The organism is Geotalea uraniireducens, from assembly GCF_027943965.1.
Classification (GTDB): Bacteria; Desulfobacterota; Desulfuromonadia; order Geobacterales; family Geobacteraceae; genus Geobacter; species Geobacter uraniireducens.
In genome coordinates this window covers 3,864,623-3,889,131 of sequence record NZ_AP027151.1, presented here as the reverse complement: position 1 = coordinate 3,889,131, position 24,509 = coordinate 3,864,623, and the positions used below count along the sequence as shown (strand labels likewise).

The window sequence follows — 24,509 nt, the reverse complement described above, 5'->3', positions numbered from 1 at the left end:
GGAGCCGTTATGATTCATCTGTCGAACATCACCAAACAGCACGGCGCTCAGCTGCTGTTCCGCGACGCCAGCTTCCAGATCCTCCCCGGGTCGCGGACCGGGCTGGTCGGACCGAACGGCGCCGGCAAGACCACCATCTTCCGGCTGATCACCGGCGAGGAAGAGGCGGACGCCGGCGAGATCAGCTGCGGCAAAAAGACCACCATCGGCTACTTTTCCCAGGACGTGGGGGAAATGGCCGGCCGAAGCGCCCTGGAAGAGGTGATGGCCGGCTCGGCGGCGACGGTGCAGCTGGCCGGCGAGCTGAAAGCGATGGAGCGGGCGATGGCCGAACCGCTGGGGGACGACGAGCTGGCGGCGCTGTTGGAGCGCTACGGCACCGCCATGGAGGAGTTCGAGCATCGCGGCGGCTACGATCTCGACAGCCGTGCCCAGGCGGTGCTGACCGGTCTCGGCATCGGCCCCGACCGCTTCAACCTGCCGGTGGAGTCGTTCAGCGGCGGCTGGAAGATGCGGATCGGCCTGGCCCGGATTCTCACCCTCCAGCCCGACGTACTGCTGCTCGACGAGCCGACCAACCATCTGGACGTCGAATCGATCATCTGGCTGGAGGAGTGGCTGGCGACAGAGTTCGGCGGGGCGCTGCTGATGACCAGCCACGACCGCGACTTCATGAACCGGATCGTCAGCCGGATCATCGAGGTGAACAACAAGACGGTCACCACCTACGGCGGCAATTACGATTTCTACGAACGGGAGCGGGAGCTCCGCCACGAGCAGCTGGTGGCGAGCCACCGGCGGCAGCAGGAGATGCTCGCCAAGGAGGAGGAATTCATCGCCCGCTTCGCCGCCCGCGCCTCCCATGCGGCCCAGGTTCAGTCCCGGGTGAAGAAGCTGGAGAAGATCGAGCGGATCGAGCTGCCGGCCGAGGAGCGGGCGGTTCGCTTCGCCTTCAACGAACCGCCGCGCAGCGGTGACGACGTGGTGGTGATGAATGGGCTGGCCAAGAGCTGGCAAGGGGCGGACGGTCTTGAAAAACCGGTTTTCAGCGGTATTTCCGGTATCGTCCGGCGGGGGGAGAAAATTGCCGTCGTCGGGGTGAACGGCGCCGGCAAGTCGACCTTTCTCAAGGCGCTGGCCGGGCAGACCGCCCCGACCGCCGGCACCGTCGTCCGGGGGGCGAACGTGGAGCTCGGCTACTTCAGCCAGCACGCCATGGAGTTGCTCGATCCGCGGAAGACGGTCTTCGAGACTGTCCAGGAAGCGATGCCGCTGGCGACCATCGGCGTGATCCGCAATCTCCTCGGCGCCTTCCTCTTCTCCGGTGACGCGGTGGAGAAGCGGATCGAGAACCTTTCGGGCGGCGAACGGAGCCGGGTGGTGCTGGCGACGCTTTTGGCCCGGCCGCACAACTTCCTGGTGCTCGATGAGCCGACCAACCACCTGGACATCAAGTCACGGGAAATCCTGCTCGACGCCCTGCGGAACTTCACCGGCACGGTCCTGCTGGTCAGCCACGACCGCCACTTCCTCCGCTCCCTCGTCGACCGGGTCTACGAGATCGACCATGGCGAGCTGCGGGTTTACCAGGGGGACTACGCCTACTACCTGCACAAGGTCCACGGCGAAGCGGCCTGAAATGCGGCCGTCAGGCGAGTTCGGCGATGAGCGCCAGCGCCTCGGCGGCGATCAGCTCTTCCGGCTTGCCGGCGTCGATAATCCCCACCTTGTCCTGCGGCAGGTTTGACAGCTCTTTTTTGTAACAGGCCGCCTGGCGATGGATGTCGTTGGGGGAGAAAAAACCGTCGATCCGCGTACCGAGCCGTTCGAGAGCGATCTCCGGGGCGAGGTCGAGATAGATGGTCAGGTCGGGGATCACTTCGCCGCCGAAATTCAGGCCGCGGGCGCGGGCTTCGAGGCAGTTGAGGTCTTCGCGGAACCAGTCGTGCCCCTTGATCTTGGCGTAGGCGATGGAAGAGATCGTGAAGTTCTTGCAGATGACGATCTTGCCGGACCGCAGCTCGTCGCGGATCACTGCGCAGGCCCGGGCCCGCGAAGCGAGTTCGTAAAGGAAATCGGCGCGGAACTGGCCGTAGCGCCAGCCGCAGTCCAGATCCTGGGCTCCCATCAGCTGGGCGCGGCCGGTGTCCGGGCTGTCGATCTCGTAGACCTCTTTTCCCTGGCGGACCAGCGTTTCCCTCAGCCGTTCGGCCAGGTTCACCGCCAGCTTTCCTGTCCCGTAAATCCCCTCGATGACGACCAGCTTCCCTTTGCTCATTGCCGCTCCTTCCGGGTGGAATCCGGACGACCGGCGCTTGCCGGTCACACCGTCCGGTGTTTAGTCAGAATAATGAATTTTACTATAGCTTAAAACTGCTGCCATTGCCAGCGCCGAGTGCGCGGCAGCGGGTCGGCGGCGGAGATTCTACATTTCTGTCAACAACTCTGCCGGCGAAGCGTTGTATAATAAGAACAGAAATGTCGCAGCCGTCCCGGGAGAAAGCGGGGCGGCGAAGAAAGAACAGGACGCAAGGGGGCACGGTATGAAAACGATTACGCGTGGCATCCTCGCCTTGATGGTTGCGCTGCTGCTGGGTGCGCCGCCGGTACATGCCGACCGCCACGGTCACTTCCGGCACGGTGGGCACGTCGGTTTCGGCGTGTACATCGGCCCGGACTGGTGGGGCCCGAACTGGTGGGGGCCGGGATGGGGGCCATATCCCTATTATCCGTATTATTCGCCGCCGCCGGTGGTAGTCCAGCCGCCACCCGAGATTTACGTCCAGCCGGAACCCCGGCAGGAACAGCCGCCGCAGTACTGGTATTACTGCCCGGAACCGGAAGGATACTATCCCTATGTGAAGAAATGCCCGCGGGGGTGGCTGAAGGTCGTCCCGCCGGAAAATCCGCCGGACGGAGAGGAGTGACCGTATGAAGAGCAAACGAGTGCGAAAGCTGGCGTTGATCATGACATTCCTTTTGGCGGGCGGTTGCGCGACCATGCCGACCGGGCCGAGTGTCTTGGTGCTGCCGGCGCCGGGGAAATCCCTGGAACAGTTCCGGGTCGATGACTTGGTCTGCCGGCAGTGGGCCGGCCAGCAGATTGGCCTCTCCGCCCAGGAGACCGCTAACCAGAATACCCTGGGGGGCGCCGCCATCGGGACGGCTCTCGGCGCCGGCGCCGGGGCGCTTCTCGGCGCGGCCTCCGGCCATGCCGGCGCCGGGGCGGCCATTGGTGCCGGCAGCGGTTTGCTGCTCGGGACGGCGGCCGGGGCCGGAGCCGGTGAGACCTACGGCTGGCAGGCGCAGGAGCGGTACGACTACGCTTATGTCCAGTGCATGTATGCCAAGGGGAACCAGATTCCCGGCCAGGTGCACCGGTACCGGATCCGGCGGCTGACCCCGTCGACCCCGCCCCCACCGCCGTCAGGCGGTAGTGCGGTACCGCCCGACTACGTTCCCGAGGGGGACGCGGTCGAGTAGCTGCGGGCGTCCGCCGGGACGGTCTGGCTGACGTAGTACAAGAGATTCTTTCCTGCAAGGGGGTGGCTAAATGTGGCCGCCCCTTTTTTTATTTCAGGGGCGATTGCTAAAAAACGCCATAAATTGACGTGTTACATTGTGACGACTGGCGGCTGGTTGACAGAAATTTATTTGTATGCAAATAATACGTACACAAATTAACGCAGCATGGCATATTCGACCATCGGCAGCACCGGCACTCCGGCACCGATCCTCCCTCTATTTGCCGCCCCGCCTAATTGTCCCTTTCCATTGTCTCTCTGAGAGTTATCCCGTGCTGCGATTGTGAGCAAATTTCCCGTGAAGGAGTCGTACCATGGTTTATTCACAGAAGCAGCAGGATATCGCCGGCAAAATCGATCGGGCCGTCGACCGCTCCCTCTGGGAGGACTGGCGATGGCAGGTCCGGCATACGATCCACGACCTGCCGACATTCGAACGGCTGCTCGGCGTGGAGTTTTCAGCCGAAACCAGAGCCCAGTTCTCCCATACCGTTGCCAAGTTCCCGTTGGCTGTAACACCTTATTACCTGTCACTTATCGATCGGGACAACTATGCTGCCGACCCGGTATTCAAACAGGCATTTCCGTCATCGGCCGAGCTGGAGGTCGGGCCGCACGACCATGAGGACCCACTGGACGAAGAAGCCGACAGCCCGGCACCGGGGATTACTCATCGCTACCCCGACCGGGTTCTTTTTCACGTCAGTAACGTCTGCTCGATGTACTGTCGGCACTGCACCAGGAAACGCAAGGTGGGAGACGTGGATTCCATCCCCGGCAAGGAACAAATCCTGGCAGGGCTGGCGTATATCCGCCGAACTCCGGTGGTCCGCGACGTGCTGCTCTCCGGCGGCGACCCGCTGATGCTAGCCAACGACTACCTGGACTGGATTCTGGGCGAATTGCGGGCGATTCCGCATGTGCAGGTGATCAGGATCGGTACCCGGATGCCGGTGGTGTTGCCCTACCGGGTCACCGAAGCGTTGGTGGCGGTGCTCAAGAAACACCACCCCCTCTGGCTCAATACCCACTTCAACCATCCGCGGGAGATTACCACCTCAGCCAGGGAAGCCATGGCGCGGCTGGCCAATGCCGGCATCCCGCTTGGCAACCAGACTGTCCTTTTGGCCGGGGTTAACGACTGCCCGCTGATCATCAGGACGCTGGTGCAGAAGCTGGTTGAAAACCGGGTTCGTCCTTATTACCTCTACCAGTGCGATCTGGCGGAGGGGCTGAGCCACTTCCGGACACCGGTGGGGAAGGGGATGGAGATCATGGAAAGTCTGATCGGCCATACCAGCGGCTTTGCCGTTCCCACCTACGTGATCGACGCGCCGGGTGGTGGGGGGAAGATCCCGGTGATGCCCACTTACCTGATTTCCCAGGCGACCAACAAGGTGGTCCTCCGGAATTACGAAGGAGTGATTACTACCTACCAGGAACCGGACAACTATCAGCCGGCCTTCTGCGACCGCGACTGCGCCGGGTGCAAGCTCGATCTGCATCTTGAGGGGACGGAGGAGTATCCGGCAATCGGTATCGAACGGCTGATCTCCGATTACGACGAGGCTATTTCACTCACTCCCGAGGATAATGACCGGATGAAGCGGAGGAACGATGAGTGATGTCCTGGAGCGTATCGGCAGTTCGCTGGTCCAGCACGGTCCGCATAACAATCGGGTCTATCTCATGAAACTGGAGGCCGGCGACTATCCGGGCATTATCGGCCGGCTCGATGCCCTCGCCACGGGCCGCGGTTATGACAAGATCTTTGCCAAGGTGCCGGAGCGAGCGCTGTCTGGCTTTCTCGACAATGGCTACCGGCTGGAAGCGGCCATTCCGGATTTCTTTGCTGACGGGTCCGCTGCCTGTTTCCTTGGCAAGTATCTCGACACCGCACGGCAGGACGAACGTCAGCCGGTGCTAGTCGAGGAAATCCTGGCAACGGCGCGACGGCAGGAACCAATGGCCACTGCCCGGCCACTGCCCGAGGGGTTTGCCTGCCGGCTCGCCGGGGAGGGGGACGTCACGGCAATGGCTGCGGTTTACCGGCAGGTGTTTGCCAGCTATCCGTTCCCGATCCATGATCCGGCGTTTATCCGGGCCGCTATGGGAGACGCGACGCTCTATTGCGGCGTCTGGCACGCGGGGCGGCTCGCGGCCCTTTCTTCGGCGGAAATGGACCCGGCGAGCGGGGCGGCGGAGATGACCGACTTCGCCACGCTGCCCGAGTACCGGGGGCAGGGGCTGGCCCTCTACCTGCTCCGCCAACTGGAGACGGCCATGGCATTCCGCGGTATCCGCTCGCTCTTCACCATCGCCCGGGCCTATTCGTTCGGCATGAATATCACCTTCGCCCGGAACGGCTATCGCTTCGGGGGCACCCTTCCTGCCAATACCAATATCGCCGGCGCTCTGGAAAGCATGAATGTCTGGTACAAGTCGCTGCCAACCGCCACTGGTGACGGGGCCGCATAAGCCGGCGGCCGGTTTGCGCCGCCGGCTCCGGGTTGGTGGCCGGGGGAAAATGGCGTCTGTCGGCGGCCCGCGGGGAGGGGGTTGACTTGCCGCCGGGGAAGGCGTATGACAAAAGGCGAATCGGGCGCCAGTCTCCCTGAAGGAGTACGATATCCTTGGTTTCCCTCTCCTTGTTGCGTAAAGAAATCCTCTGCCGGTTTGTCGCCGGCCTGTTCCTGCTTCTTCTGCTCATCCCCGCCCCTGCCCGGGCCCAGGCCCAGGACCGGATAGCCGCCTATCCGCTCCTGCCGGCCGGTTATTCGTCGATCCGGGTCTTCGACCGTCATGGCCGGTTCGTCGGCCGTATCCTCCCCGAACAGCGCTACTGGGTCCCCCTCGACCGGATTCCCGTCTTCCTGCAGAGGGCGGTGGTCGCCGTGGAAGATGCCCGTTTCTATGAACATGGCGGCATTGATATGGTGGGGATCGCCCGGGCGCTGGTGAAGGACGTCGTCAAGGGGAAATTCGTCGAAGGGGGCTCGACGATCACCCAGCAGTTGATCAAGAACCTCTATCTCTCCGGGGAGAAGACCCTTGACCGGAAGGTCAAGGAAGGGCTGATGGCCATCGAGTTCGAAAAGAAGTACACCAAGCAGCAGATCCTGGAGATGTACTTCAACCGGATTTACTACGGCAACGGCGCCTGGGGGATTGCCCAGGCGGCCCGCCTCTATTTCGACAAGAACCCGGATGAGCTGAGCGATGCCGAATGCGCCCTGCTCGCCGGCATCCCCAAAAATCCGGTCCGTTACAACCCGCTCGGCAAAGCGGCCAACGTCGCGACCCGGCGGGACGTGGTCCTCCGGCGGATGGTCGACCAGAAGATCATCACCGCCCGGCAGCGGCAGAAGCTGCGCGCCCATCCGGTGACGGTCGTCCCGCCGAGCCAGACGCCGCGCTACCTGGCCTATCTTCGTGGCAAGCTGATCGAGCGTTACGGGGCCGGGGTCGTCGACCAGGGGGGGCTGGAGGTGACCGCCGCCCTCGACCTGAAACTGCAGAAAACGGCGGAAAAGGCGCTGCACGACGGGGCGGGGCGCATCTCGCCGACCCTGCAGGGGGCCTTGCTCTGCCTCGATCCAACCAGCGGCGATGTGCTGGCGGCCGTTGGTGGGGTCGAGGCCGCGGCGAGTTCCTACAATCGGGTCTTTGCCGCCCGCCGCCAGCCCGGTTCGGCGATCAAGCCGTTGCTTTACGCCGCGGCCCTGGACAAGGGGCTCACTGCCAGTAGCATCTGGAGCGATGCGCCGGAGACCTACAACCGGGGGAACGGCGAAACCTGGCGGCCGGAGAATTACGGCAGGGAAACCTTCGGAGAGCTCACCCTCCGCCAGGCGCTGGCCTATTCCAACAACGTCATTGCGGTCAAGGTGCTGGAGACGATCGGCGTCCCCTATTTCGTCGATTTTGCCCGGAAGATGGGGGTGTCGCTACAGGCGGCAAATGGTCTCTCCCTGGCGCTGGGGACCGCGGACGTCAGCCTCAACGACATGGTCCTTGCCTATGCCCCCCTGGCTACTGGCGGGAGCCGGCCCGAAGAACGGGCGATCATCCGGATCTTCGACCGGCGGCGCCGTACTTGGACAGAAAATCCGCCGGCCAGCACGCCGGTGCTGGCGCCGGCCACTGCCTTCGTCACCACCCAGATGCTGAAGGACGTCCTGACCTACGGGACCGCCAAGGCCCTGAAGAAATTCAGCCAGCGACACCCGGCCGCCGGCAAGACCGGCACTACCAGCGATTACCGCGATGCCTGGTTCATCGGCTATACCCCGCAACTGATCACCGGCGTTTGGCTTGGCTACGACAAACCGAAGCCGGGGGGTAAAGGCTTTACCGGCGGGGTCGCCGCCGCCCCGATCTGGGAGCGCTTCATGCGCCAGGCGGTGGCCGATCGGCCGAGCGGTGATTTCCCGCAGCCGCCGACGGTGGTCGCCGAGCCGATCGATCCGGCGACCGGCTGCCTGGCGGCGCCGGGGAGTCCGGACGCCCGGCAGGAGTACTACCTTGCCGGCACCGAGCCGACCACCGACTGCTCGGGACAGCACGGCGCCGTCGGTGCGCCGCAGGCAGCGCCCCAGCCACCGCCGGCTGCGCCGGCGCCGGGAGCAGAGCCGTTGCCGGCCGGCGCCACGGAGAACGGCGCAGCTGACGAAGTCCCGCCGCCAGCCCCGGCGCATTAGAGTCCCGTGCGGTGAATTGCGGGCGGAGTTCCAGCCCGTTTAGCCCCTGCTGTCGCCGCTTGTCGACGTTCTTCAGCGGCTTGCCGCGCCGGTGCAGCGACTTCTTGAACTCCCGCCTTTCTGCGCTACACTCCCCCTAGGACGCATCAATTCTTCCGGCGAGCCCCCGGGGCCGGTGCCGATAGCCCTCCTTTTCTCCTGCCCCCTTCCCGGTGGCGTCCCGCTTTTCCGGCTTGCCGGCATGCATCACCAAGATCTTGGCGAAGCCGTTTTTTTTGCCCCGGGCCGAACGGTTCCAGCCGTCGGCAGGCGGTGACGAAGCCGCCGTCGCGAACGGTGATCACCGCATTCCCGCCGCGGATGGTCGCCTCCTTTTGCCTGCTGCGGCGAGCTTATTTCCTCGGGGGGATTAATCAATCGGCGATGGCGGGCGAAGGTCGGCGGAACAAGGGCGACGCCCGCGGGGAGGCGTGATGAAAGAGTGCAGGCTGACCATTCCGGAAGTGTCCCTGATTGCCGGCACGCGGGCCGCCCTCGGCGGCGGGCTGGCGCTGCTGTTGGCGGACCGGCTGGCGGCGAAGGAGCGCAAGGCCATCGGCTGGACCCTGTTCCTGGTCGGGGCGGTAACCACCGTGCCGCTGGCGATGTTGGTACTCGGCAAGCGCCGTTAGCCGGGCGCGGCTGGGAATGCCGCTCCCCCGCCGGGGAGCTCGGGGAGGACTCATGGCAGAGACAACTGTCAACGACCGGGCTGCCGGGGCGATCATCGGCGCCTTCGTCGGCGATGCCCTCGGCCTCGGGCCGCACTGGTATTATGATCTTGCCGAGCTGCGCCGGGATTACGGCGAGTGGATCAGCGACTATACCGATCCGCGGCCGGGCCGCTACCACGCCGGGCTGAAGGCCGGCCAGCTCTCCCAGGCCGGCTTCATCCTCACGCTGCTCCTGCGCTCGCTGGTCGAGTGCGGCCGCTACGACGAGGCGGACTTCTGCCGCCGGCTCGACGAGGAGTTACTGCCGCTCCTCGACGGTACGCCGATCTGCGGCCCGGGGGGGTATACCAGCCAGTCGATCCGCGAGTTGTGGCGGCAGCGGGTGGTGCAGGGGCTGCCGTGGGGGCAGACCGGCGGCCATGCCGATACCACCGAGGCAATTGAGCGAACCCTGGCCCTAGCGGTGCGGTATGCGGACGATCCCGGCCAGCTGGCTGCCGCCGTCGCCGGCAATGCCGTCCTGACCCAGACCGACCCGACCGTCGTTTCGATCACCGTCGCCTTCGGCGCGGTGCTTGGTCAACTGGTCCGGGGACATCCTCTCGACAGCCGCCTGTCGGGCCGACTGATGGCCTTGGTTCATGCCGGCACCCTGCCGTTCCATGCCGTCACCGCCGACAATCTCCAGCCCCCCCGGCCCGGCGATCCGGACCCGCCCCGGGCCGGCAAATTCGCCTCCCCCGATGCCCTGCTCACCCCGTCGTGCATCGCCGCAGCTGCCGCCGATCCGGCGATCCGTATCGAACCGGCCTGGAAGGTGTCGCTGGTCTACGGGATGCCGTGTGCCATCTATCACCAGGTGCCGGCCGCCTACTACCTGGCGGCCCGCTTCGCCGGCGATTTCGAAGCCGCGGTGCTCCATGCCGTCAACGGCGGCGGCCAGAATCAGGCCCGGGCGATCCTCACCGGCGCCCTGGTCGGCGCCCAGGTCGGTCTGACCGGCATTCCCGCCCGTTTTCTCGCCGGGCTGGCCGAATCGGCGCAGCTCTGCCGGCTGGCCGGGGACCTGGCCGCCCAGGCAGCGGCCGAGGCCTGATTTCCCGGCGGCCATCAGCGCTCTTCGGTCTCCCCGGCCGGCCGGGTGATGGCTGGAACGATCCGGAAGTCGCGCTGGAAAACCAGGTTGTGCAGGTCGGCGGCGGCGATCGTCCGTAGGGTGGCCAGCTCGGCGGCGGCATCGGCGTCGCTGAAGACGTTGAGCGGCCAGACGCCGACGGTCGCGCCGCGCAGGTGGGGGTGGTGGAAGCCGTGGCCGAAGAAGGCCTGGATGGTGATCGGGGGGATGTTCGCCCGTTGCTGCTCGGGCCAGCCGAGGGTCCAGGCAGCAGCGACGTCGCCGTTGGCCGCCGTGGTGACGCCGCTGGCGGTGATGGTGCCGCTGCAGAGCAGCAGGGCCGCGTTTAGCTCCGCGAGGGCCTGGCGGGCGTAGGGGGCAAGGAAGTCGACCGCCGCGGCGAAGAGCTGTTCCTTGTCGGCCCGGCTGACCGCGCCGGGGCCGTGGGTACCGTCCCGGAGGTCGGCGAAGTGACGGAAGAGCCCCTGCAGGTGGGCCGGGATCGGGTCGTGATGCGGGGTGAAGGGCATGGTGGTTCCTCCTTGCCGGGCCGTCGTCAGAAGCGATAGCCGATCCCGCCGAGAATGACGTCGGTGTCCCGGTCGTAGTTGGTGACGATCCGGTTCCAGGAGGTGCGCAGGTCCCAGTGGCGGGCGAGGCGGTAGCTGCCGGTCATGGTGACGATGGCGGCGGCTTCCTCGGTGTCGTGCTGCTGGCTTTCGGCCGACTGGCTGTAGCGGTCGATGGCGAAGTAGGCGCCGCCACCGAAGCCGAGCGCCAGCCGGTCGGCGAGAAATGCCCGGACCAGCCAGAGCTGGCTGGCGATACCGTTGCGCCGGATCAGCCGGTTGTCCCCTTCGTGGAGCCAGGCGACGGTCCAGTCCAGGTAGCGCCAGAGCCCCCGCCGGTATTCAAGGCTCAGGGCGGTGGAGTGCTGCGAGTCGAAGCTGTTGACGATCGTCTGGCCGGCGAAGAATGTCAGCTCGTTGCGGGTGGTCGTTGCGGGCTGCGGCTCCGGGTCGGCAATGGCTCCCGGCGCGGGGGGCGGGTCGAGCTGGTAACCGATGCCGACCAGGGTCGAGAAGGTGTCGATGCTGGTGAAGGTTTCGACCCAGTTGTTGCGGAGTTGGAAAAACCAGCGGTGGTCGGTGTACCAGGTCGCCGCCAGACTGAAGATGGCGCCCCAGCCGTGATCGTCGGAAAAGGAGGCGCCGGCCTCGGCCTTGGTGGTGTCGTAAAAGAAATAGGGGCCGGCGCCCGCTTCCAGGGAGAGCTTGCGGTCGAAAAGGCTGGTCCGGGCCCAGAGGGCGGCGCTGTTGCCGTCACGATGGTGGCTCGGCACGTGTCCTTCGTTCAGGTAGGAGATGCCGAAGGCGAAATGCTCCCCCAGCCCCTGGCGGTATTCCAGCTGCCAGGCGCTGGAACTGTTGCCGCCGCTGGTGTCCTGGAGGATGCCCCCCAGGGCGCAGAATTCCTGGGCGCGGGCCGGGGCGGCCAGCCAGCCGAGGATGAGCAGCGGCAACACCCCCCGCCGGGCGATCTGCCCGGCCGCTCGTTGCATGAACGCAGCCATCGGCTCCCTCTCTCCGCTGGTGGATGGCGGCGCCGGAGGGCGCCGCGCTTTCTGCCGTAACTGATTGTATCCCCATTGACCGGAAAAGAAACCGGGCCGCGAAAATTTTCCCCGCCTGGCGGGGGCGGGGTTATTTCCCCCGGATTGTGATGCAGAGGCACTCCCCTTCGGCGTAAACCGCCTCGCCGCAGAAGAGCCGGCCGTGCACCTTCACCTTCCGCCCCTCGGCGGAGATGACCCGGCTTTCGAGCGTTACCACCTGCTCAAGCGGCAGCATGGTCCGGAAACTGACATTGAGGTTGCCGACGACGATCGAATAGCCGGCCGCCCAAGCCGCCAGGCCGAGCGCCTCGTCCATTACCGCGGCGACCGCGCCGCCGTGGACGTGGCCCGGCGGGCCGCCAGTCTCGGGGCCGAACCAGATGCGGGCGTGGAGATGCTTCTCGCTGTCCCGGTAGTAACGGACCCGGAAGCGGTTGCCGTCCGGTTCGCCGGAGACGAAGCGGAGCGATTCGCCGACCAGCGCCGGCGCATCGAAGGGCGCCCAGCCGGCCTCGCCGCTGAGATCGATCGGGGAAGAGGATGAAGGGGTGGATGTTTCGACAGGTGTTTGTGCCACGGAAGCTGCTCCTTCGGAAAAATTGTCCCGCTGCCGGGACCGATGTCCCGCACAACGACAATAGCAGAGTCGGTCGGGAGAATAAAGGGGGGCGTGACAGACGCGGCAGAAAGGGCCGTTTGTTCGCCCGGCCAGGGAGCGTCATTCCGGGTTGACATGCCCGCCGGGCGCCGCTACAATCCGCCCATGATCAGTTCTGCCCATCATACCGTCGGCAGGGTCGTCGTCGTAGTCGTCACCTCGTGACGGCTCGCCGCTGCCTGTCCGACTGAGACATCAAGGAGCGCGGGCCCACCCCGCGCTCTTGTCGTTTTGCCGCCCGGCAAACGAATAAGGCCGCGGGACCAACTCGCGGCCTTATTTCATCCGCCGAAAGGAGAAACGCCGATGCAACTCACCCCCCGCCTTCATCTGCTGACCATCCCATTCACCATTCCGCTCCCCGCCGGTCCGGTCCGCCGGACGGTCAACGTCGTCCTGCACTGCGGGCCGACGATCACCCTCGTCGACAGCGGGGTGGCCGGGGCGGAGACGCAGATTTTCGCCTGCCTGCGGCAGCTCGGCCGGACCGCGGCGGACATCGACACCCTGGTGCTTACTCACAGCCATCCTGACCATCTCGGCGCAGCGGCGGCGATCGTCGCGGCCAGCGGCTGCCGGGTGGCAGCCCATCCGGCCGAACGGGCCTGGATCGAGGATCCGGAACGGCAGCTGCGGGAGCGGCCGGTGCCGGGGTTCCGGCAGCTGGTGGGGGGCGTGGTGGCGGTCGATCGCTGGCTGGCCGACGGCGACCGCCTCGATCTGGGGGAGGGGGAGCGGTTCGAGGTGCTGCATACCCCGGGGCATTCCGCCGGCTCGCTGTCGCTCTGGCATCCGGGAGCACGGGCGCTGCTCGTCGGCGATGCCGTGCCGCTTCCCGGGGCGATGCCGATCTTCGACGACGTGGCGGCCTCGCTGGCGGTGGTGGATCGACTGGCGCAGTATGATGCCGAGTGGCTGCTGTCGGCCTGGGACGAGCCGCGCCGCGGCGCGGAAGTTGGGCAGCGGCTCGCCGAGGGACGGCGCTGGCTGGAACGGCTCCGGCAGACGGTGCGCGCCCTGCCCGGCGCCGCCGAAATGGAGCCGCTGGTGCTCTGCCGAGCAGTGGCGGCTCCGCTGGGGTTGCCGGCGGAGGCGGTCAATCCGCTTGTCGCCCGCTCGCTTGTCGCCTGTCTGCGCGGCTGAAGCCGCTTATTCCGCCGCCAGCGCCTGCCGCTCGGCGGCGGAGAGGGTATCGACGTACTCGATCATCCCGCGCAGGGTATTGCCGAGAAAGTAGCGCTCGCGGGCTTGGATGTCGGCCGGCAGCCGGCTGACGTTCCGGTACTGCGCGTCGTGCTCCAGCAGCCAGGCGACCAGCGCCGCCTCGCGCCCCGCCGGATCGGCCGCGGCGGTCGCCGCCACCCCCTTGACCCAGAGGGTCAACTGGCGCCGGGCGAGCCGCAGGTGGTCGAGGGCGGTCTCCACCAGCCCGTAGTGGGCGAAGACCATGGCGCGGGGGGCCAGGGCGATCATCCGGTCGAGGGAATCGAGGGCCACCTGGAGAATGAAGCGCGGCGGGGTGGCCGGGCGCATGAAAATGCCGTCGGCCAGCGGGCAGCGGACGCCGGCCACTTCGCCGCCGAACAACAGGTCGTCGAGGAGATAGGAGCAGTGGTGCTGGGCATGGCCGGGAGTGAGGAAGGTCCGGACCCCGGTTGCGCCGACGGTCTCGGCAAAGCCGATCCGCTCCGCCGGCACCGGGACGATTTCGCCGTAGGCGTCGGCCAGCGGGCCGAGCACCTTCCGTGACCCTTCCCAGAGCTTTGCCGGCGCCACCAAGTGGCGGATGCCGTCCGGATGGCAGACGACCGTCGCGTCGGGGTATTCCCGGAGCAGCGCCCCGGTGCCGCCGGCATGGTCGATGTGGATGTGGGTGAGCAGCACGTAGTCGAGCCGCGTCACCCCGCGCCGGCGCAGTTCGGCGGTGAGGCGGGGGATGGTGGAGAGGGGGCCGGGATCGACGAGCAGGGTGAAACCGTCGCCCCGATAGAGCCAGGAGCTGATGAACTGGCGGAACCCTTCGAGGGTGGGCTGGTCGAGGTCGATGCAGGACAGCTGCTGGAGATTCATGGCGGCTCCTTGGGTGATCTGGCGCGGGGCGATTCCTTCCCGGGCTGGGGTGCCGGCCATTGTCGCGCGGCGGGTGGGACTTGTCAACCGTTCGCGGGCAGGGCGCAGGGAACATGCCGTCGGTTGCCGATTCCGACGATTTTTCACTGGATTGGCCCGCGACGGAGTTGCCGCTGATGGTAAATTTTGTATGCTTTATGAAACTACCAAGCGAGGAGCGTGCCATGCGTCCGACACTGAACAACCTGGTTACCCTGATCCTGACCGGCTGCGCCGCCTTTGTCCTCGGCGGGTGCGCCACCCTGGCGGTCACTCCGCTGGAGAAGCCGCAACCGACGGCGGTGAGCCGCCCGGCCAAGGTGGCGGTGCAGGCGGTCGGCGAGCGGCTGCGGGAGGCGCTCAGCGATCCGACTGAATCGGTGGTCGCCACCACCTCGGGGAAACTGTTCGCCACGGTGGTGCTGTTGCCGCCCGAGGCGCGGCTCGCCTCGCCGGCCGATGTCCGGACCATCTACGGTGCCGATTATCTCTTGTCGACCAACATCTCCGATGTGACGGTGAACGGCAAGCTGAACCCGATCTGGTTCGCCACCATTCCGATCTTCTTTTTCAAACCGCTGGCGCCGATCGTCACCTTCGAGGCCACCGTCACCCTCGATGCCGCGATCCGCGATACCCGCACCGGCGCAGTGGTGGTGCAGCGGCAGGTCAGCGAATCATCGACGGACCACTTCAGCCCGATCGACCCGCAGGAGAAGGTGCAGAAGCTGATCGGCCGCAGCATCAACAATGCCCTTTTCTCCTTCCTGGAAGATTTCCAGGCGAAGCTGCCGGACCGGCCGGTCGCCAACTGAGCCCGTGCCCGCTCCGCCGGCGTCCCGCCGCAGCTATTCGCCGGTGAAGTTGGGGGGGCGCTTTTCCTTGAAGGCATTGATCCCTTCCGCGTAGTCCCGACTGTCGTAGACCCGCCGTCGCAGCCCCTGCACCCGTTCGAAGGTGTGGGGGCTCATCGGGTGGGCACTGGCCAGCAGGCGGATCTGCTCCTTGATCACCGCGATGGAAAGGGGACTGTTGCAGGTGATCTGCTCCGCCAGCGTGTAGGTGAACTCCTCCAGCCGGTCCGCTTCCACCAAGTGGTTGAGGATGCCGGCGGTGCGCGCCTGTTCGGCGGTGAGAGGCTGGGCGGTGAAGAACATCTCCTTGGCCCGGTTGACCCCCATGATGTTGATGAAATGGAGAATGCCGGTGACGTTGTAGGGGACGCCGATCTTCGCCGGGGTCATGCAGAAGCTGCAGTTCGGGGCGCCGATCAGGATGTCGCACGACAGCGCCAGGTCGCAGGCGCCGCCCCATACTCCCCCCTCGATCATGGCGATCACCGGCAGCGGCAGTTCCTGCACGGTCCGCAGGATGGTGACCAGCGGATCGTGGTAGGCCAACGGATCGCGGCCGGGGAGGGGGAGTTCGCGGACGTCGTGGCCGGCCGACCAGACGGCGGCTCCCGGTTCGGCGCGGAAGATGATCACCCGGGCCTTGCTTTTCCGTAACGCTTCGATCGCCTCGAGAATCTCGTCGACCATCGCTTTGCTCAGAATGTTCCGGTAGGCCCGGTAATTGAACGTAATGGTGCCGATCTGGTTCTGCAACTGGGTGAGGATCAGGGACATGATGCCCCTCCTTCCATGGCAGACTGTTGAAAAACAGCTAGCGTCCCGAGCTCCGCGCCGGCTTTTTGCCCGCGTGCGCCCGGCCGATCATGACGTTTCCCGACAGTCTGTTAAATAGTGTTAATCCCTATGAGTACCAGAGAAATTCCTGCCGTCAACGATTTTCTCCTGTGGGGCCGAATTTGCCGGAAAAACCTGCTGCCGGGCTGGCAGAAATTGCCGGTTTGTTGTCATTGTGCCGTCGGCCGATTCGTGCGATGATCCCCCCATGAACAGCCTTTGCCAAGCCGCATCGGCCGGGACGACCGGCCTCCGTACCGTGGCCGTGGTCGCCTACGACGGCATCGAAATCCTCGACGCCGCCGGGCCGGTCGAGGTCTTCGAGATGGTCAACCGGACGCTCCGCGAACGGGGCGAGCCTCCCGCCTATGCGCTTACCCTGCTGGCCGGGGCGGCGGGGCCGGTCACCACCGCCGCCGGGGTGCGGCTGGTGGCCGATGCCGCCTGGGAAGACGCTCCGGCCGACCTCGACACCCTAGTCGTCGTCGGCAGCCCAGACGGCCCGCTGGCCGACGCGCTGGCGGACCGGCGGCTGATCGCCTGGCTGCGGCAGGTCGCCGGCCAGGTCCGGCGGCTGGTCTCGGTCTGTACCGGGGCATTCCTCCTGGCGGAGGCCGGGCTCCTCGCCGGCCGGCGGGTGACCACCCACTGGCTGGACGTGGAGCGGCTTGGCCGGGCCTATCCGGCGCTGGCGGTGGAACCCGATGCCATCTACGTCCGCGACGGGACGGTCGCCACCTCGGCCGGCGTTACCACCTGCCTGGACCTGACCCTGGCGCTGGTCGAGGAGGATTTCGGCCGGGAGATGGCGCTGGCCGTCGCCCGCCGGCTGGTGCTGTTCCTGAAGCGGCCGGGCGGTCAGGCCCAGTACAGCACCCAGCTTCGGGCCCAGGCATCCGTCGCCGGACCTCTGGCGCCGCTCCTGGCCTGGCTCGGCGAGCAGTTCCGGCGGCCGCTGACGGTCGAGGAGCTGGCGGCCCGGGCGGCGATGAGCCCGCGCAATTTCGCCCGGGTCTTTGCCCGCGAAACCGGGATGCCGCCGGCCCGCTACCTGGAGCAACTCCGCTTCGAACAGGCGGTCCGCCTGCTGGAAGATAGCGACTACCCGCTGGCCCGGATCGCCGCGGAGAGCGGCTTCGCCTCGGCCGAGCAACTGCGCCGGGCCTTCCGGCGGCTGGGGGTCACGCCGCGGGCCTACCGCGAACGGTTCTGAGCCGTCGGGAAGGGGGGGCGACGATGGACTATCTGCTTGGCAAGGGAGAGGTGGTAACGCTGGCCGGCGTCGCCCGGCAGACCGTGACGGTCCGTGCCGGGGCGCTCTGGCTCACCGTGGCCGGCGACCCCCGCGATCACCTGCTTGCCGGGGGCGAGCGCTTCTCCGTTACGGCGGACGCCCTGCTGGTGCTGGAGGCGCTGGCCGACGCCGTCGTCGGCGTCGACTGCCCGGTGGAACGGCCGCTCCACCTGCCGCTGCTGGCGGCAGTCTCCCGCAACAACGGCTGACCGGGGCGCAATCCGGTTGTCGAATCGTTGCCGCTCCGGCATAATAGGCCGATGCTGCTCATTCACCCACCCGTTGCCAAAGCCTGCGAACCGCCGGCCGGCCTGGCCCGCCTCGCCGGAACGCTCCGCGCCCGCGGCGTGTCGTGCCGGCTGCTCGACGCCAATCTCGAAGGGCTCCTCTGGCTGCTGGAGCAGGTGCCGGCGGCCGGCGACACCTGGACCAGGCGGGCGGCCGCCGGCCGGGCGCGGCAGCTGGCGACCCTGCGGGACCCGGCAGCGTACCGGACCCCCGACCGCTACCGCCGGGCGGTCAGCGACCTGAACCGGCTGCTGGCCGTCGCCGGCCGGGCGCACGGCACAGTCGTCGGCCTCGCCGATTACCAGCACGAGCGGCTGTCGCCGCTGCGGAGCGCCGATCTTCTCCGGGCGGCGGCCCACCCCGAGGACAATCCCTTCTATCCCTACTTCAGCCGGCGGCTTCCCGCGCTGCTCGCCGGGGTCCGCTCGGTCGGCCTGTCGCTCAACTATCTGAGCCAGGCGCTCGGCACCTTTGCCATTGCCGGCTGGCTCCGCCGGGAATTCCCCCCCCTGACGATCACCCTCGGCGGCGGGCTGGTCACCTCTTGGCTCTGCCGCCCCGACTGGCGCAATCCCTTTGCCGGCCTGATCGACCGACTGGTCGCCGGGCCGGGCGAAGCGCCGTTGCTGACCCTGGCCGGCCACGACGGGGTGGCGGTGCCGCCGGTGGCACCGGATTATGGCGATCTTCCCCTGGCCGATTACCTTGCCCCCGGCTTGATCCTCCCTTACAGCGCCGCCGGCGGCTGCTACTGGAACCGCTGCTCCTTCTGCCCGGAGCGGGCCGAGGGGAACGCCTACCGGCCGCTGCCGGTCTCCCGGGCGCTGGCCGAACTGCGGTCGCTCAGTGGGGCGCCCCGGCTGGCGCTCTTCCATCTGCTCGACAACGCCGTCAGCCCGGCGCTGCTCCGCGGTCTGGCGGCCGCGCCGCCCGACGCCCCGTGGTACGGCTTCGCCCGGATCGACGAGCAGCTGGCCGACCCCGATTTCTGCCGGGCGCTCCGCCGGGCCGGCTGCGTGATGCTCAAGCTCGGCCTGGAATCGGGCGACCAGAGGGTGCTCGACCGGCTGCAGAAGGGAATCGAGCTCGGCACCGTCTCCCGGGTGCTCGCCGCGCTGCGGCAGGCCGGGATTGCCACCTACTGCTACCTCCTCTTCGGCACCCCGGCGGAGACGGCGGCGGCGGCGCGGCGGACCCTGGAGTTCGTCGTCCGGCACCACGAAGCGATCGGTTTTCTCAATCTGGCGGTGTTCAATATGCCGGCTTTCGGTGCCGAGGCTGCCAGCCACGACACGGCGCCGTTCTATGACGGCGACCTCTCCCTCTACACCGCCTTCCGCCATCCCCACGGCTGGGAGCGGCAGGACGTCCGCCGTTTCCTGGCCCGCGAGTTTACCCGCCAGCCGGCGGTGGCGGCGATCCTCCGCCGCGACCCGCCGGTGTTCACTTCCAACCATGCGCCGTTTTTTGCCGGCCTTCCCTGACGTGCCGCTTCCGCTTGGTTCCTGGCGCGATCGGTGGTATGGTGAGCGGACGCAGCACCCAACGTCGTCATGGAGCGTGTTCCGATGTCCGCCACGCCGCACCCGTTTCAGAGCCTTACCCCCGATTTCATCATGGATGCCGTCGAAAGCCGGGGGCTGCGCTGCGACTGCCGCATCTTCGCCCTGAACAGCTATGAAAACCGGGTCTACCAGGTGGGGATCGAGGATAACCCGCCATTGATCGCCAAGTTCTACCGGCCCGGCCGCTGGTCGGCCGAGCAGCTCCGCGAGGAGCACCAGTTCTGCTGCGAACTGGCCGAGCAGGAACTGCCGGTGGTGGCCCCCTGGAGCGATGCCGCCGGGGAGAGCCTGTTCCGGTACGGCGATTTCTGGTTTGCCCTCTATCCGCGCCAGGGGGGACACGCCCCGGAATTCGACAATCTCGACAATCTGCTGATCCTCGGCCGGCTGCTCGGGCGGATTCACGGGGTCGGCGCCGCCCGCCCGTTCGTCCATCGGCCGACCCTCGACAGCCGGAGCTTCGGCTACGACTGCGTCGCTCTGCTCCGGGAGCGGTTCGTTCCCGCCGAGTATCAGGCCAGCTACGGCGCGGTGACCGACCAGCTGCTGGCGGCGATCGATGCCGCCCTGGCCGATGCCGGACCGCTCCGCTTCATCCGCACCCACGGCGACTGTCACAGCGGCAACATTCTCTGGCGGGACAACGCCCCGGCGTTCGTCGATTTCGACGACGCCCGGATGGCGCCGGCGGTGCAGGACCTCTGGATGATGCTCTCCGGCGACCGGGCGCGCCAGACCGCCCAGCTGGAGGCGCTGGCGACCGGTTATGCCGAGTTTGCCGACTTCAACCCGCGGGAGCTGCGCCTGATCGAACCGCTGCGCGCTCTGCGGATGCTCCACTACAGCGCCTGGCTCGCCAGCCGCTGGGACGATCCCACCTTTCCCGCCGCCTTCCCCTGGTTCAACACCGTCCGCTACTGGGGCGAACAGATCCTCCAACTCCGCGAACAACTGGCCGCTCTGGCCGAGCCGCCGCTCGAACTACCCTGACCGGACCGCCGTGGCTGCCCTGGCGCTCGACGCTGTCCCGGGCAATGGCGAACTCCTGCGAACGCTCCCTCGCCGTATCGGCCGGTACCCCCGGGCAGCTTATGCCGCCAGGTCGTATCTCAAACGGTGTCAGATTTTGCCGAGCCTCTGTATCCCCTTGCCGGGCCGGCGCGGGGTGGTGACAGAAATGGCTGACCAGGGACTGTGGCGGTGGGCGAGCGGGGCGGAATGCCGGCCGAAGCCGGCATTCCGGATGATAACGCGGGGCGAGCTTGCGGTGCTATGCCGCCTGGGCGGCGAAGCGGCGGGTCATCCCCTGGAGTTCGTCGGCCAGGCGGGCGAGTTCCGAGGCTTCGGCCGCCGATTCCTGGGCGCCGCTGGCGGTGAGGCTGACCACTTCGTTCACCCGGCCGATATTGTGCCGCATCTCCTGGACGGACGACTGCTGCTCGTCGACGGTGAGGGCGATCCGCTCGACGATAGTGGTGACCGTGGCGATGGTGGCGGTCATCTGCTGCAGCGCCTCCCCGGAGCGGGCCGCTGCGTCCTGGCCGCATCGCGCCTGGTTGGCCCCGGTCTCCATCAGTCGGACGACCGCCTTGGTTTCCGTCTGGACCGCCCGGATCATTGCGCCGATCTCCCGGGTGGCCGCCATCGTCTTTTCCGCCAGCGAGCGGACTTCGTCGGCAACGACGGCGAAGCCCCGGCCGCGATCGCCGGCCCGGGCGGCCTCGATGGCGGCGTTAAGCGCGAGCAGGTTGGTCTGGTCGGCGATCCCCTCGATGGTGCCGACGATCTCGCCGATCTGTTCCGAGCGCTTGCCGAGGCTGACCACCGACTCCGCCGCCCGGTTGACTTCGGCGGCGATGGTGTGCAGCGCGGCGACGCTTTCGCCGATGACCTGCTCACCCTCCTGCAGCTGGCGGTTGGCTTGGCGGACTTCGTTGGTGGCGACCGAGCATTTTTCGGCGATGGCTGCGGCGCCGCCCGCCATGCCGTCGCTGGAAAGCGACGCTGCCTCCACCTGCCGGGCGGCGGTAGCGGTGCCGCCGGCAATGCCGCGGGAGGTCTGGTCGAGGCGGGCGGCGGACCGGCCGAGCCGGACCGAGCTGTCGGCAATCGTCGCGATCAGCGTCTGGAAGCGCTCACCCATTTCGTTGATTGCCGTGGCCAGCAGGCAAATCTCGTCGCGGGCGTCGGCGCTGGCCAGACCATCGAGCCGGGCGGTCAGTTCGCCCTGCTTCAGCCGTTCGACGATGTCGCGCAGCCGGGCGAGCGGTCTGGCCAGGCCGGCAACCAGCAGGGAGGCGGCGGCGACGGCGATCAGGATGCCGCAGGCGGCAACGGCGCTGTTGATGATGAAGCCGAGGTGCGACCGCCGGGCATTGAGGGCGTTCCGCGCCTTCGCTTCGGCGGCGAATCCCGCTTCGATCGCCCGGAGGTTGTCGTGAATCCGGTCATTGACCTCGCCGGCGACGTTGCGGAGGATGTTGACCGCCTCGTCGGTCTGTCCCTGCCGGGCCAGTTCGATCACTTTCTGCCGGAACGAGGTATAGAGGGTCAGGTCGGCGCTCACCTGCCGGTGCAGCGCGGCAAGCCGGGGGGTGTCGACGAAGGGGCGGATGTCGCGGAGGCCGTCGCTGACCTGTTTGTCTTCGGCGGCGAGTTTGGCGAGGATTTCGTCCTGGACGTAAGGGGCGCGTTCGATCACCAGGTCGCGCACCAGCGTCTGGCCGGTTTCGAAGGCACTGCGCAGTGCGGAGATCCGGCTGACGGAAAGGAGGTTGCGCTCGTACATTGCGCCGCCGCGGCTGCTGACGTCGACGATGATCCAGGTGCTGCAGAGGGCGGCGGCGATCGCGCCGCCGGTAACGACGGCGAAGACGGCGACGATTTTGGTGGTGATCGAGCAGCGGCGATAGGAATCGAGGAGCCGGCGCAGTAGCGGTCGGCGCGGAGTCGATTGGACGATGGCGTGTGTCATGGCGATCCTTTTCCGATGGGATGGTGACAGCTGCACTGTAGGGGAAGGATGTGGCAATGCCGTTACGGCGGGGCAAAAGCGGCGAAAAAGTTGCACCGGCCGTGGCGATACGGTATACGCCGGGGGCCTGCCGTTGTGGCGTCCGCCGTTTTGTGTTACAACGGGGACAGAGCGGCTGCCGGCCGTGCCCAACGGTGCCGCGGAGAGGTGGGGGAAAGCTATGAAACTGCTTGATGGGAAGAAATGTGCGGAGAGCCTGATTGCCGATATCGCCAAGAAGGTGGCGGGGTATGTCGATTCCGGGCTGCGCAAGCCCCAGATGGCCATTATCCTAGTCGGGACCCATGCGCCGAGCGAGTCGTACGTCAAGTCGAAGATCGCCACTTGTGCCCTCTCCGGCTTCGAGAGTGTGCTGATACGCTTTCCGGAAACGGTCCGGGAAGATGAGCTGCTGGCCAAGATCGCCGAGCTCAACGCCGACCAGACCACCGACGGCCTGATTGTCCAGCTCCCGCTGCCGAAGCATATCAATCCCCAGCAGATCATCAACGCGATTGCGCCGGAGAAGGACATCGACGGCTTCCATCCGACCAACTTCGGCCGGATGACCCTCGGCCAGAAAGCGTTCCGGCCGGCGACCGCCTACGGTATCTGCAAGCTTCTCCAGTACTACGAAGTGCCGGTGAAGGGGAAACACTGCGTCGTCATCGGCCGGTCGAACATCGTCGGCAAGCCGATCTCGATCATGCTGGCCAACGATTTCGACATCGGTAATGCCACCGTGACCCTGACTCACATCGAAACGCCCCGGCAGCTGCTTTTGGACGAGACGCGGCGGGCGGATATCGTCATCGTCGCCGTCGGCATCCCCGGCTTCATTACCGCCGACATGATCAAGGAGGGGGTGGTGCTGATCGACGTCGGCATCAACCGGCTGCCGGACGGCAAACTGGTTGGCGATGCCGATTTTGCCGCCGTCGCCGACAAATGTTCGTGGATTACCCCGGTGCCGGGCGGGGTAGGGCGGATGACCGTCGCCGCGCTGATGATCAACACGCTGATGGCTTACCAGCATAACTTCAATCTGGTCTGAAAGCCGGCGTGCGCCGGCCGGAGGGGCAGACAACAACCGTGACACGGGGCGGCCGCTGGCCGCCTTTTCTGTTTCCGCACTTTGACGCTAAAGAAATCGGTCCGGCTGCCGATATACTCCTAATGATCCCGAAACCTTGTGGGACGAATGCTGGGGCCGCCGGGGTGGCGGATCATGGGGGGATGTGAGGCAATGACCGGAACCGTACTGTTTGTCGATGACGATAAGGCGATTCTTGATTATGCACGGGAGCTCTTCAAGCGGCGCGGGTGCCGGCTGGTCACCGCTGCCGGTGGCGACGAGGCGCTGCTCTGGCTCGAACGGGAGGAGGTGGCGGTGCTGGTAACCGATCACCAAATGCCGGGGATGAGCGGCCTGGAGCTGCTGGCCAAGGCGGAGCTGGTGTCGCCGGATACAGTGAAGATCATGACCACCGCCTACGGCAATCTTGCCCTGGCGTTGAGCGCCATTAACCGGAGCGAGCTGTTTCGCTTCATCCTCAAGCCGTGGCAGGGGGACGAAATGGTCAACGCTGTCAAGGACGGTCTGCGGCGCTACCGGACCCTCAAGGCGATGCAGCAGGAACAGGAAAGCGTCCTTCTCTCCCTTGCCCAGACGATCGAGCTGAAGGACCCGGACACCCGCGGCCATTGCGACCGGGTCGCCGAGTACGCCGTGCGGCTGGCCGAGGCGCTGGCGCTGCCGAAGGAGATGCTGCGGGAAATCCGCCACGGCAGCTGGCTCCACGATTGCGGCAAGATCGGCGTGCCGGAACAGGTGCTGAACGCCAAACGGCAACTCCGGGATGAAGAGTTCGACCTGGTGAAGAAGCATTCCTCCTGGGGGGCCGAAGTGGCAACTACTGCCAATCTTTCCCCGGTTATCGTCAACATCATCCTCTATCATCACGAGCGCTTCGACGGCCAGGGGTACCCGACCGGCCTCGCCGGCAAGGACATCCCGGTCGAGGCGCGGATCGTCGCCGTTGCCGACGTCTATGACGCCCTCTCTTCGGATCGCCCCTATCGGCCGCGTTTCTCCCGGGAAAAGACCCTGGAGATGCTCCGCTCGATGCGGGGGAGCGTCCTCGATCCCGCCCTGGTCGATCTCCTGGCCTCCCTGGAGTCCGCCTGACCCGTTCTGCTGCCGCGTCGTCGCTTTCCTGACCGGAGGC

23 protein-coding genes are annotated in these 24,509 nt (G+C 66.6%); 16 read left to right on the top strand and 7 right to left on the bottom strand.

The annotated features are described in order from the left end of the window. The first annotated feature begins 9 nt into the window (after positions 1-9). Entirely contained in the window at positions 10-1,638 is a 1,629-nt protein-coding gene (locus QMN23_RS18160; protein ID WP_282000744.1) for an ABC-F family ATP-binding cassette domain-containing protein, read from the top strand. Between the two features lie 10 nt (positions 1,639-1,648). Here the strand turns inward: QMN23_RS18160 and QMN23_RS18155 are convergent, their stop codons facing one another. Continuing rightward, positions 1,649-2,278 (bottom strand): dTMP kinase, encoded by a 630-nt coding sequence (locus QMN23_RS18155; protein WP_282000743.1) that lies wholly within the window; start codon positions 2,276-2,278, stop codon positions 1,649-1,651. A gap of 265 nt (positions 2,279-2,543) precedes the next feature. On the opposite strand from QMN23_RS18155, the gene QMN23_RS18150 reads away from it, so the two are divergent. The 7 genes from QMN23_RS18150 (at position 2,544) to QMN23_RS18120 (ending at position 10,033) form a co-directional block, all read left to right on the top strand. Beyond that, positions 2,544-2,927 carry a hypothetical protein gene (locus tag QMN23_RS18150; RefSeq protein WP_282000742.1) on the top strand — a complete coding sequence of 128 codons (384 nt, stop codon included), beginning with the start codon at positions 2,544-2,546 and terminating at the stop codon, positions 2,925-2,927. 4 nt (positions 2,928-2,931) lie between these two features. Then, positions 2,932-3,483 carry a glycine zipper family protein gene (locus QMN23_RS18145; RefSeq protein ID WP_282000741.1) on the top strand — a complete coding sequence of 184 codons (552 nt, stop codon included), beginning with the start codon at positions 2,932-2,934 and terminating at the stop codon, positions 3,481-3,483. A 355-nt stretch (positions 3,484-3,838) separates the two neighbouring features. Next, a complete protein-coding gene (gene ablA, locus QMN23_RS18140; protein WP_282000740.1) occupies positions 3,839-5,149 on the top strand; it encodes a lysine 2,3-aminomutase in 1,311 nt (436 codons plus the stop codon). Beyond that, the gene (ablB, locus tag QMN23_RS18135) at positions 5,142-6,002 is read left to right on the top strand and encodes a putative beta-lysine N-acetyltransferase (protein ID WP_282000739.1); all 861 of its coding nucleotides are present in this window, start codon (positions 5,142-5,144) and stop codon (positions 6,000-6,002) included. Before ablA ends, ablB begins: the two co-directional genes overlap by 8 nt. Positions 6,003-6,157: 155 nt before the next feature. Next, complete coding sequence (locus QMN23_RS18130; RefSeq protein ID WP_282000738.1) at positions 6,158-8,224, top strand: transglycosylase domain-containing protein; 2,067 nt, start codon at positions 6,158-6,160, stop codon at positions 8,222-8,224. Between the two features lie 473 nt (positions 8,225-8,697). Then, positions 8,698-8,895: a hypothetical protein gene (locus tag QMN23_RS18125; protein WP_282000737.1), complete on the top strand. Its 198-nt coding sequence runs from the start codon at positions 8,698-8,700 to the stop codon at positions 8,893-8,895. A 52-nt stretch (positions 8,896-8,947) separates the two neighbouring features. Then, positions 8,948-10,033: an ADP-ribosylglycohydrolase family protein gene (locus QMN23_RS18120; protein WP_282000736.1), complete on the top strand. Its 1,086-nt coding sequence runs from the start codon at positions 8,948-8,950 to the stop codon at positions 10,031-10,033. A 14-nt stretch (positions 10,034-10,047) separates the two neighbouring features. On the opposite strand, the gene QMN23_RS18115 is transcribed toward QMN23_RS18120, so the two are convergent. From QMN23_RS18115 to QMN23_RS18105, 3 genes are all read right to left on the bottom strand, one after another. Beyond that, complete coding sequence (locus tag QMN23_RS18115; RefSeq protein ID WP_282000735.1) at positions 10,048-10,581, bottom strand: hypothetical protein; 534 nt, start codon at positions 10,579-10,581, stop codon at positions 10,048-10,050. Between the two features lie 26 nt (positions 10,582-10,607). Then, complete coding sequence (locus tag QMN23_RS18110; RefSeq protein WP_282000734.1) at positions 10,608-11,624, bottom strand: hypothetical protein; 1,017 nt, start codon at positions 11,622-11,624, stop codon at positions 10,608-10,610. Between the two features lie 130 nt (positions 11,625-11,754). Then, positions 11,755-12,243 carry a hotdog domain-containing protein gene (locus QMN23_RS18105; RefSeq protein ID WP_282000733.1) on the bottom strand — a complete coding sequence of 163 codons (489 nt, stop codon included), beginning with the start codon at positions 12,241-12,243 and terminating at the stop codon, positions 11,755-11,757. Positions 12,244-12,630: 387 nt separating this feature from the next. Between QMN23_RS18105 and QMN23_RS18100 the strand changes: the two genes are divergently transcribed. Further along, entirely contained in the window at positions 12,631-13,467 is an 837-nt protein-coding gene (locus QMN23_RS18100) for an MBL fold metallo-hydrolase (RefSeq protein ID WP_282000732.1), read from the top strand. 6 nt (positions 13,468-13,473) lie between these two features. Here QMN23_RS18100 and QMN23_RS18095 read toward each other — a convergent pair whose 3' ends face one another. Beyond that, entirely contained in the window at positions 13,474-14,394 is a 921-nt protein-coding gene (locus QMN23_RS18095; protein ID WP_282000731.1) for an MBL fold metallo-hydrolase, read from the bottom strand. 224 nt (positions 14,395-14,618) lie between these two features. Between QMN23_RS18095 and QMN23_RS18090 the strand changes: the two genes are divergently transcribed. After that, on the top strand, positions 14,619-15,248 hold the full coding sequence (locus tag QMN23_RS18090) for a hypothetical protein (RefSeq protein WP_282000730.1): 630 nt from the start codon (positions 14,619-14,621) through the stop codon (positions 15,246-15,248). A 33-nt stretch (positions 15,249-15,281) separates the two neighbouring features. Here the strand turns inward: QMN23_RS18090 and scpB are convergent, their stop codons facing one another. Further along, the gene (gene scpB, locus QMN23_RS18085) at positions 15,282-16,061 is read right to left on the bottom strand and encodes a methylmalonyl-CoA decarboxylase (protein ID WP_282000729.1); all 780 of its coding nucleotides are present in this window, start codon (positions 16,059-16,061) and stop codon (positions 15,282-15,284) included. Between the two features lie 268 nt (positions 16,062-16,329). On the opposite strand from scpB, the gene QMN23_RS18080 reads away from it, so the two are divergent. From QMN23_RS18080 to QMN23_RS18065, 4 genes are all read left to right on the top strand, one after another. Beyond that, on the top strand, positions 16,330-17,334 hold the full coding sequence (locus QMN23_RS18080) for a GlxA family transcriptional regulator (protein ID WP_282000728.1): 1,005 nt from the start codon (positions 16,330-16,332) through the stop codon (positions 17,332-17,334). A gap of 23 nt (positions 17,335-17,357) precedes the next feature. Continuing rightward, on the top strand, positions 17,358-17,624 hold the full coding sequence (locus QMN23_RS18075; RefSeq protein ID WP_282000727.1) for a DUF2917 domain-containing protein: 267 nt from the start codon (positions 17,358-17,360) through the stop codon (positions 17,622-17,624). A gap of 51 nt (positions 17,625-17,675) precedes the next feature. After that, entirely contained in the window at positions 17,676-19,187 is a 1,512-nt protein-coding gene (locus QMN23_RS18070; protein ID WP_282000726.1) for a B12-binding domain-containing radical SAM protein, read from the top strand. 84 nt (positions 19,188-19,271) lie between these two features. Beyond that, positions 19,272-20,258, top strand: a complete 987-nt coding sequence (locus QMN23_RS18065) for a serine/threonine protein kinase (protein ID WP_282000725.1) — start codon at positions 19,272-19,274, stop codon at positions 20,256-20,258. Positions 20,259-20,538: 280 nt separating this feature from the next. On the opposite strand, the gene QMN23_RS18060 is transcribed toward QMN23_RS18065, so the two are convergent. Then, positions 20,539-22,242 (bottom strand): methyl-accepting chemotaxis protein, encoded by a 1,704-nt coding sequence (locus tag QMN23_RS18060; protein WP_282000724.1) that lies wholly within the window; start codon positions 22,240-22,242, stop codon positions 20,539-20,541. A 220-nt stretch (positions 22,243-22,462) separates the two neighbouring features. Here QMN23_RS18060 and QMN23_RS18055 point away from each other — a divergent pair, with 220 nt between their 5' ends. Next, positions 22,463-23,335, top strand: a complete 873-nt coding sequence (locus tag QMN23_RS18055; protein WP_282000723.1) for a bifunctional 5,10-methylenetetrahydrofolate dehydrogenase/5,10-methenyltetrahydrofolate cyclohydrolase — start codon at positions 22,463-22,465, stop codon at positions 23,333-23,335. Positions 23,336-23,527: 192 nt separating this feature from the next. Next, a complete protein-coding gene (locus QMN23_RS18050) occupies positions 23,528-24,469 on the top strand; it encodes an HD-GYP domain-containing protein (protein ID WP_282000722.1) in 942 nt (313 codons plus the stop codon). Positions 24,470-24,509 lie beyond the last annotated feature (40 nt).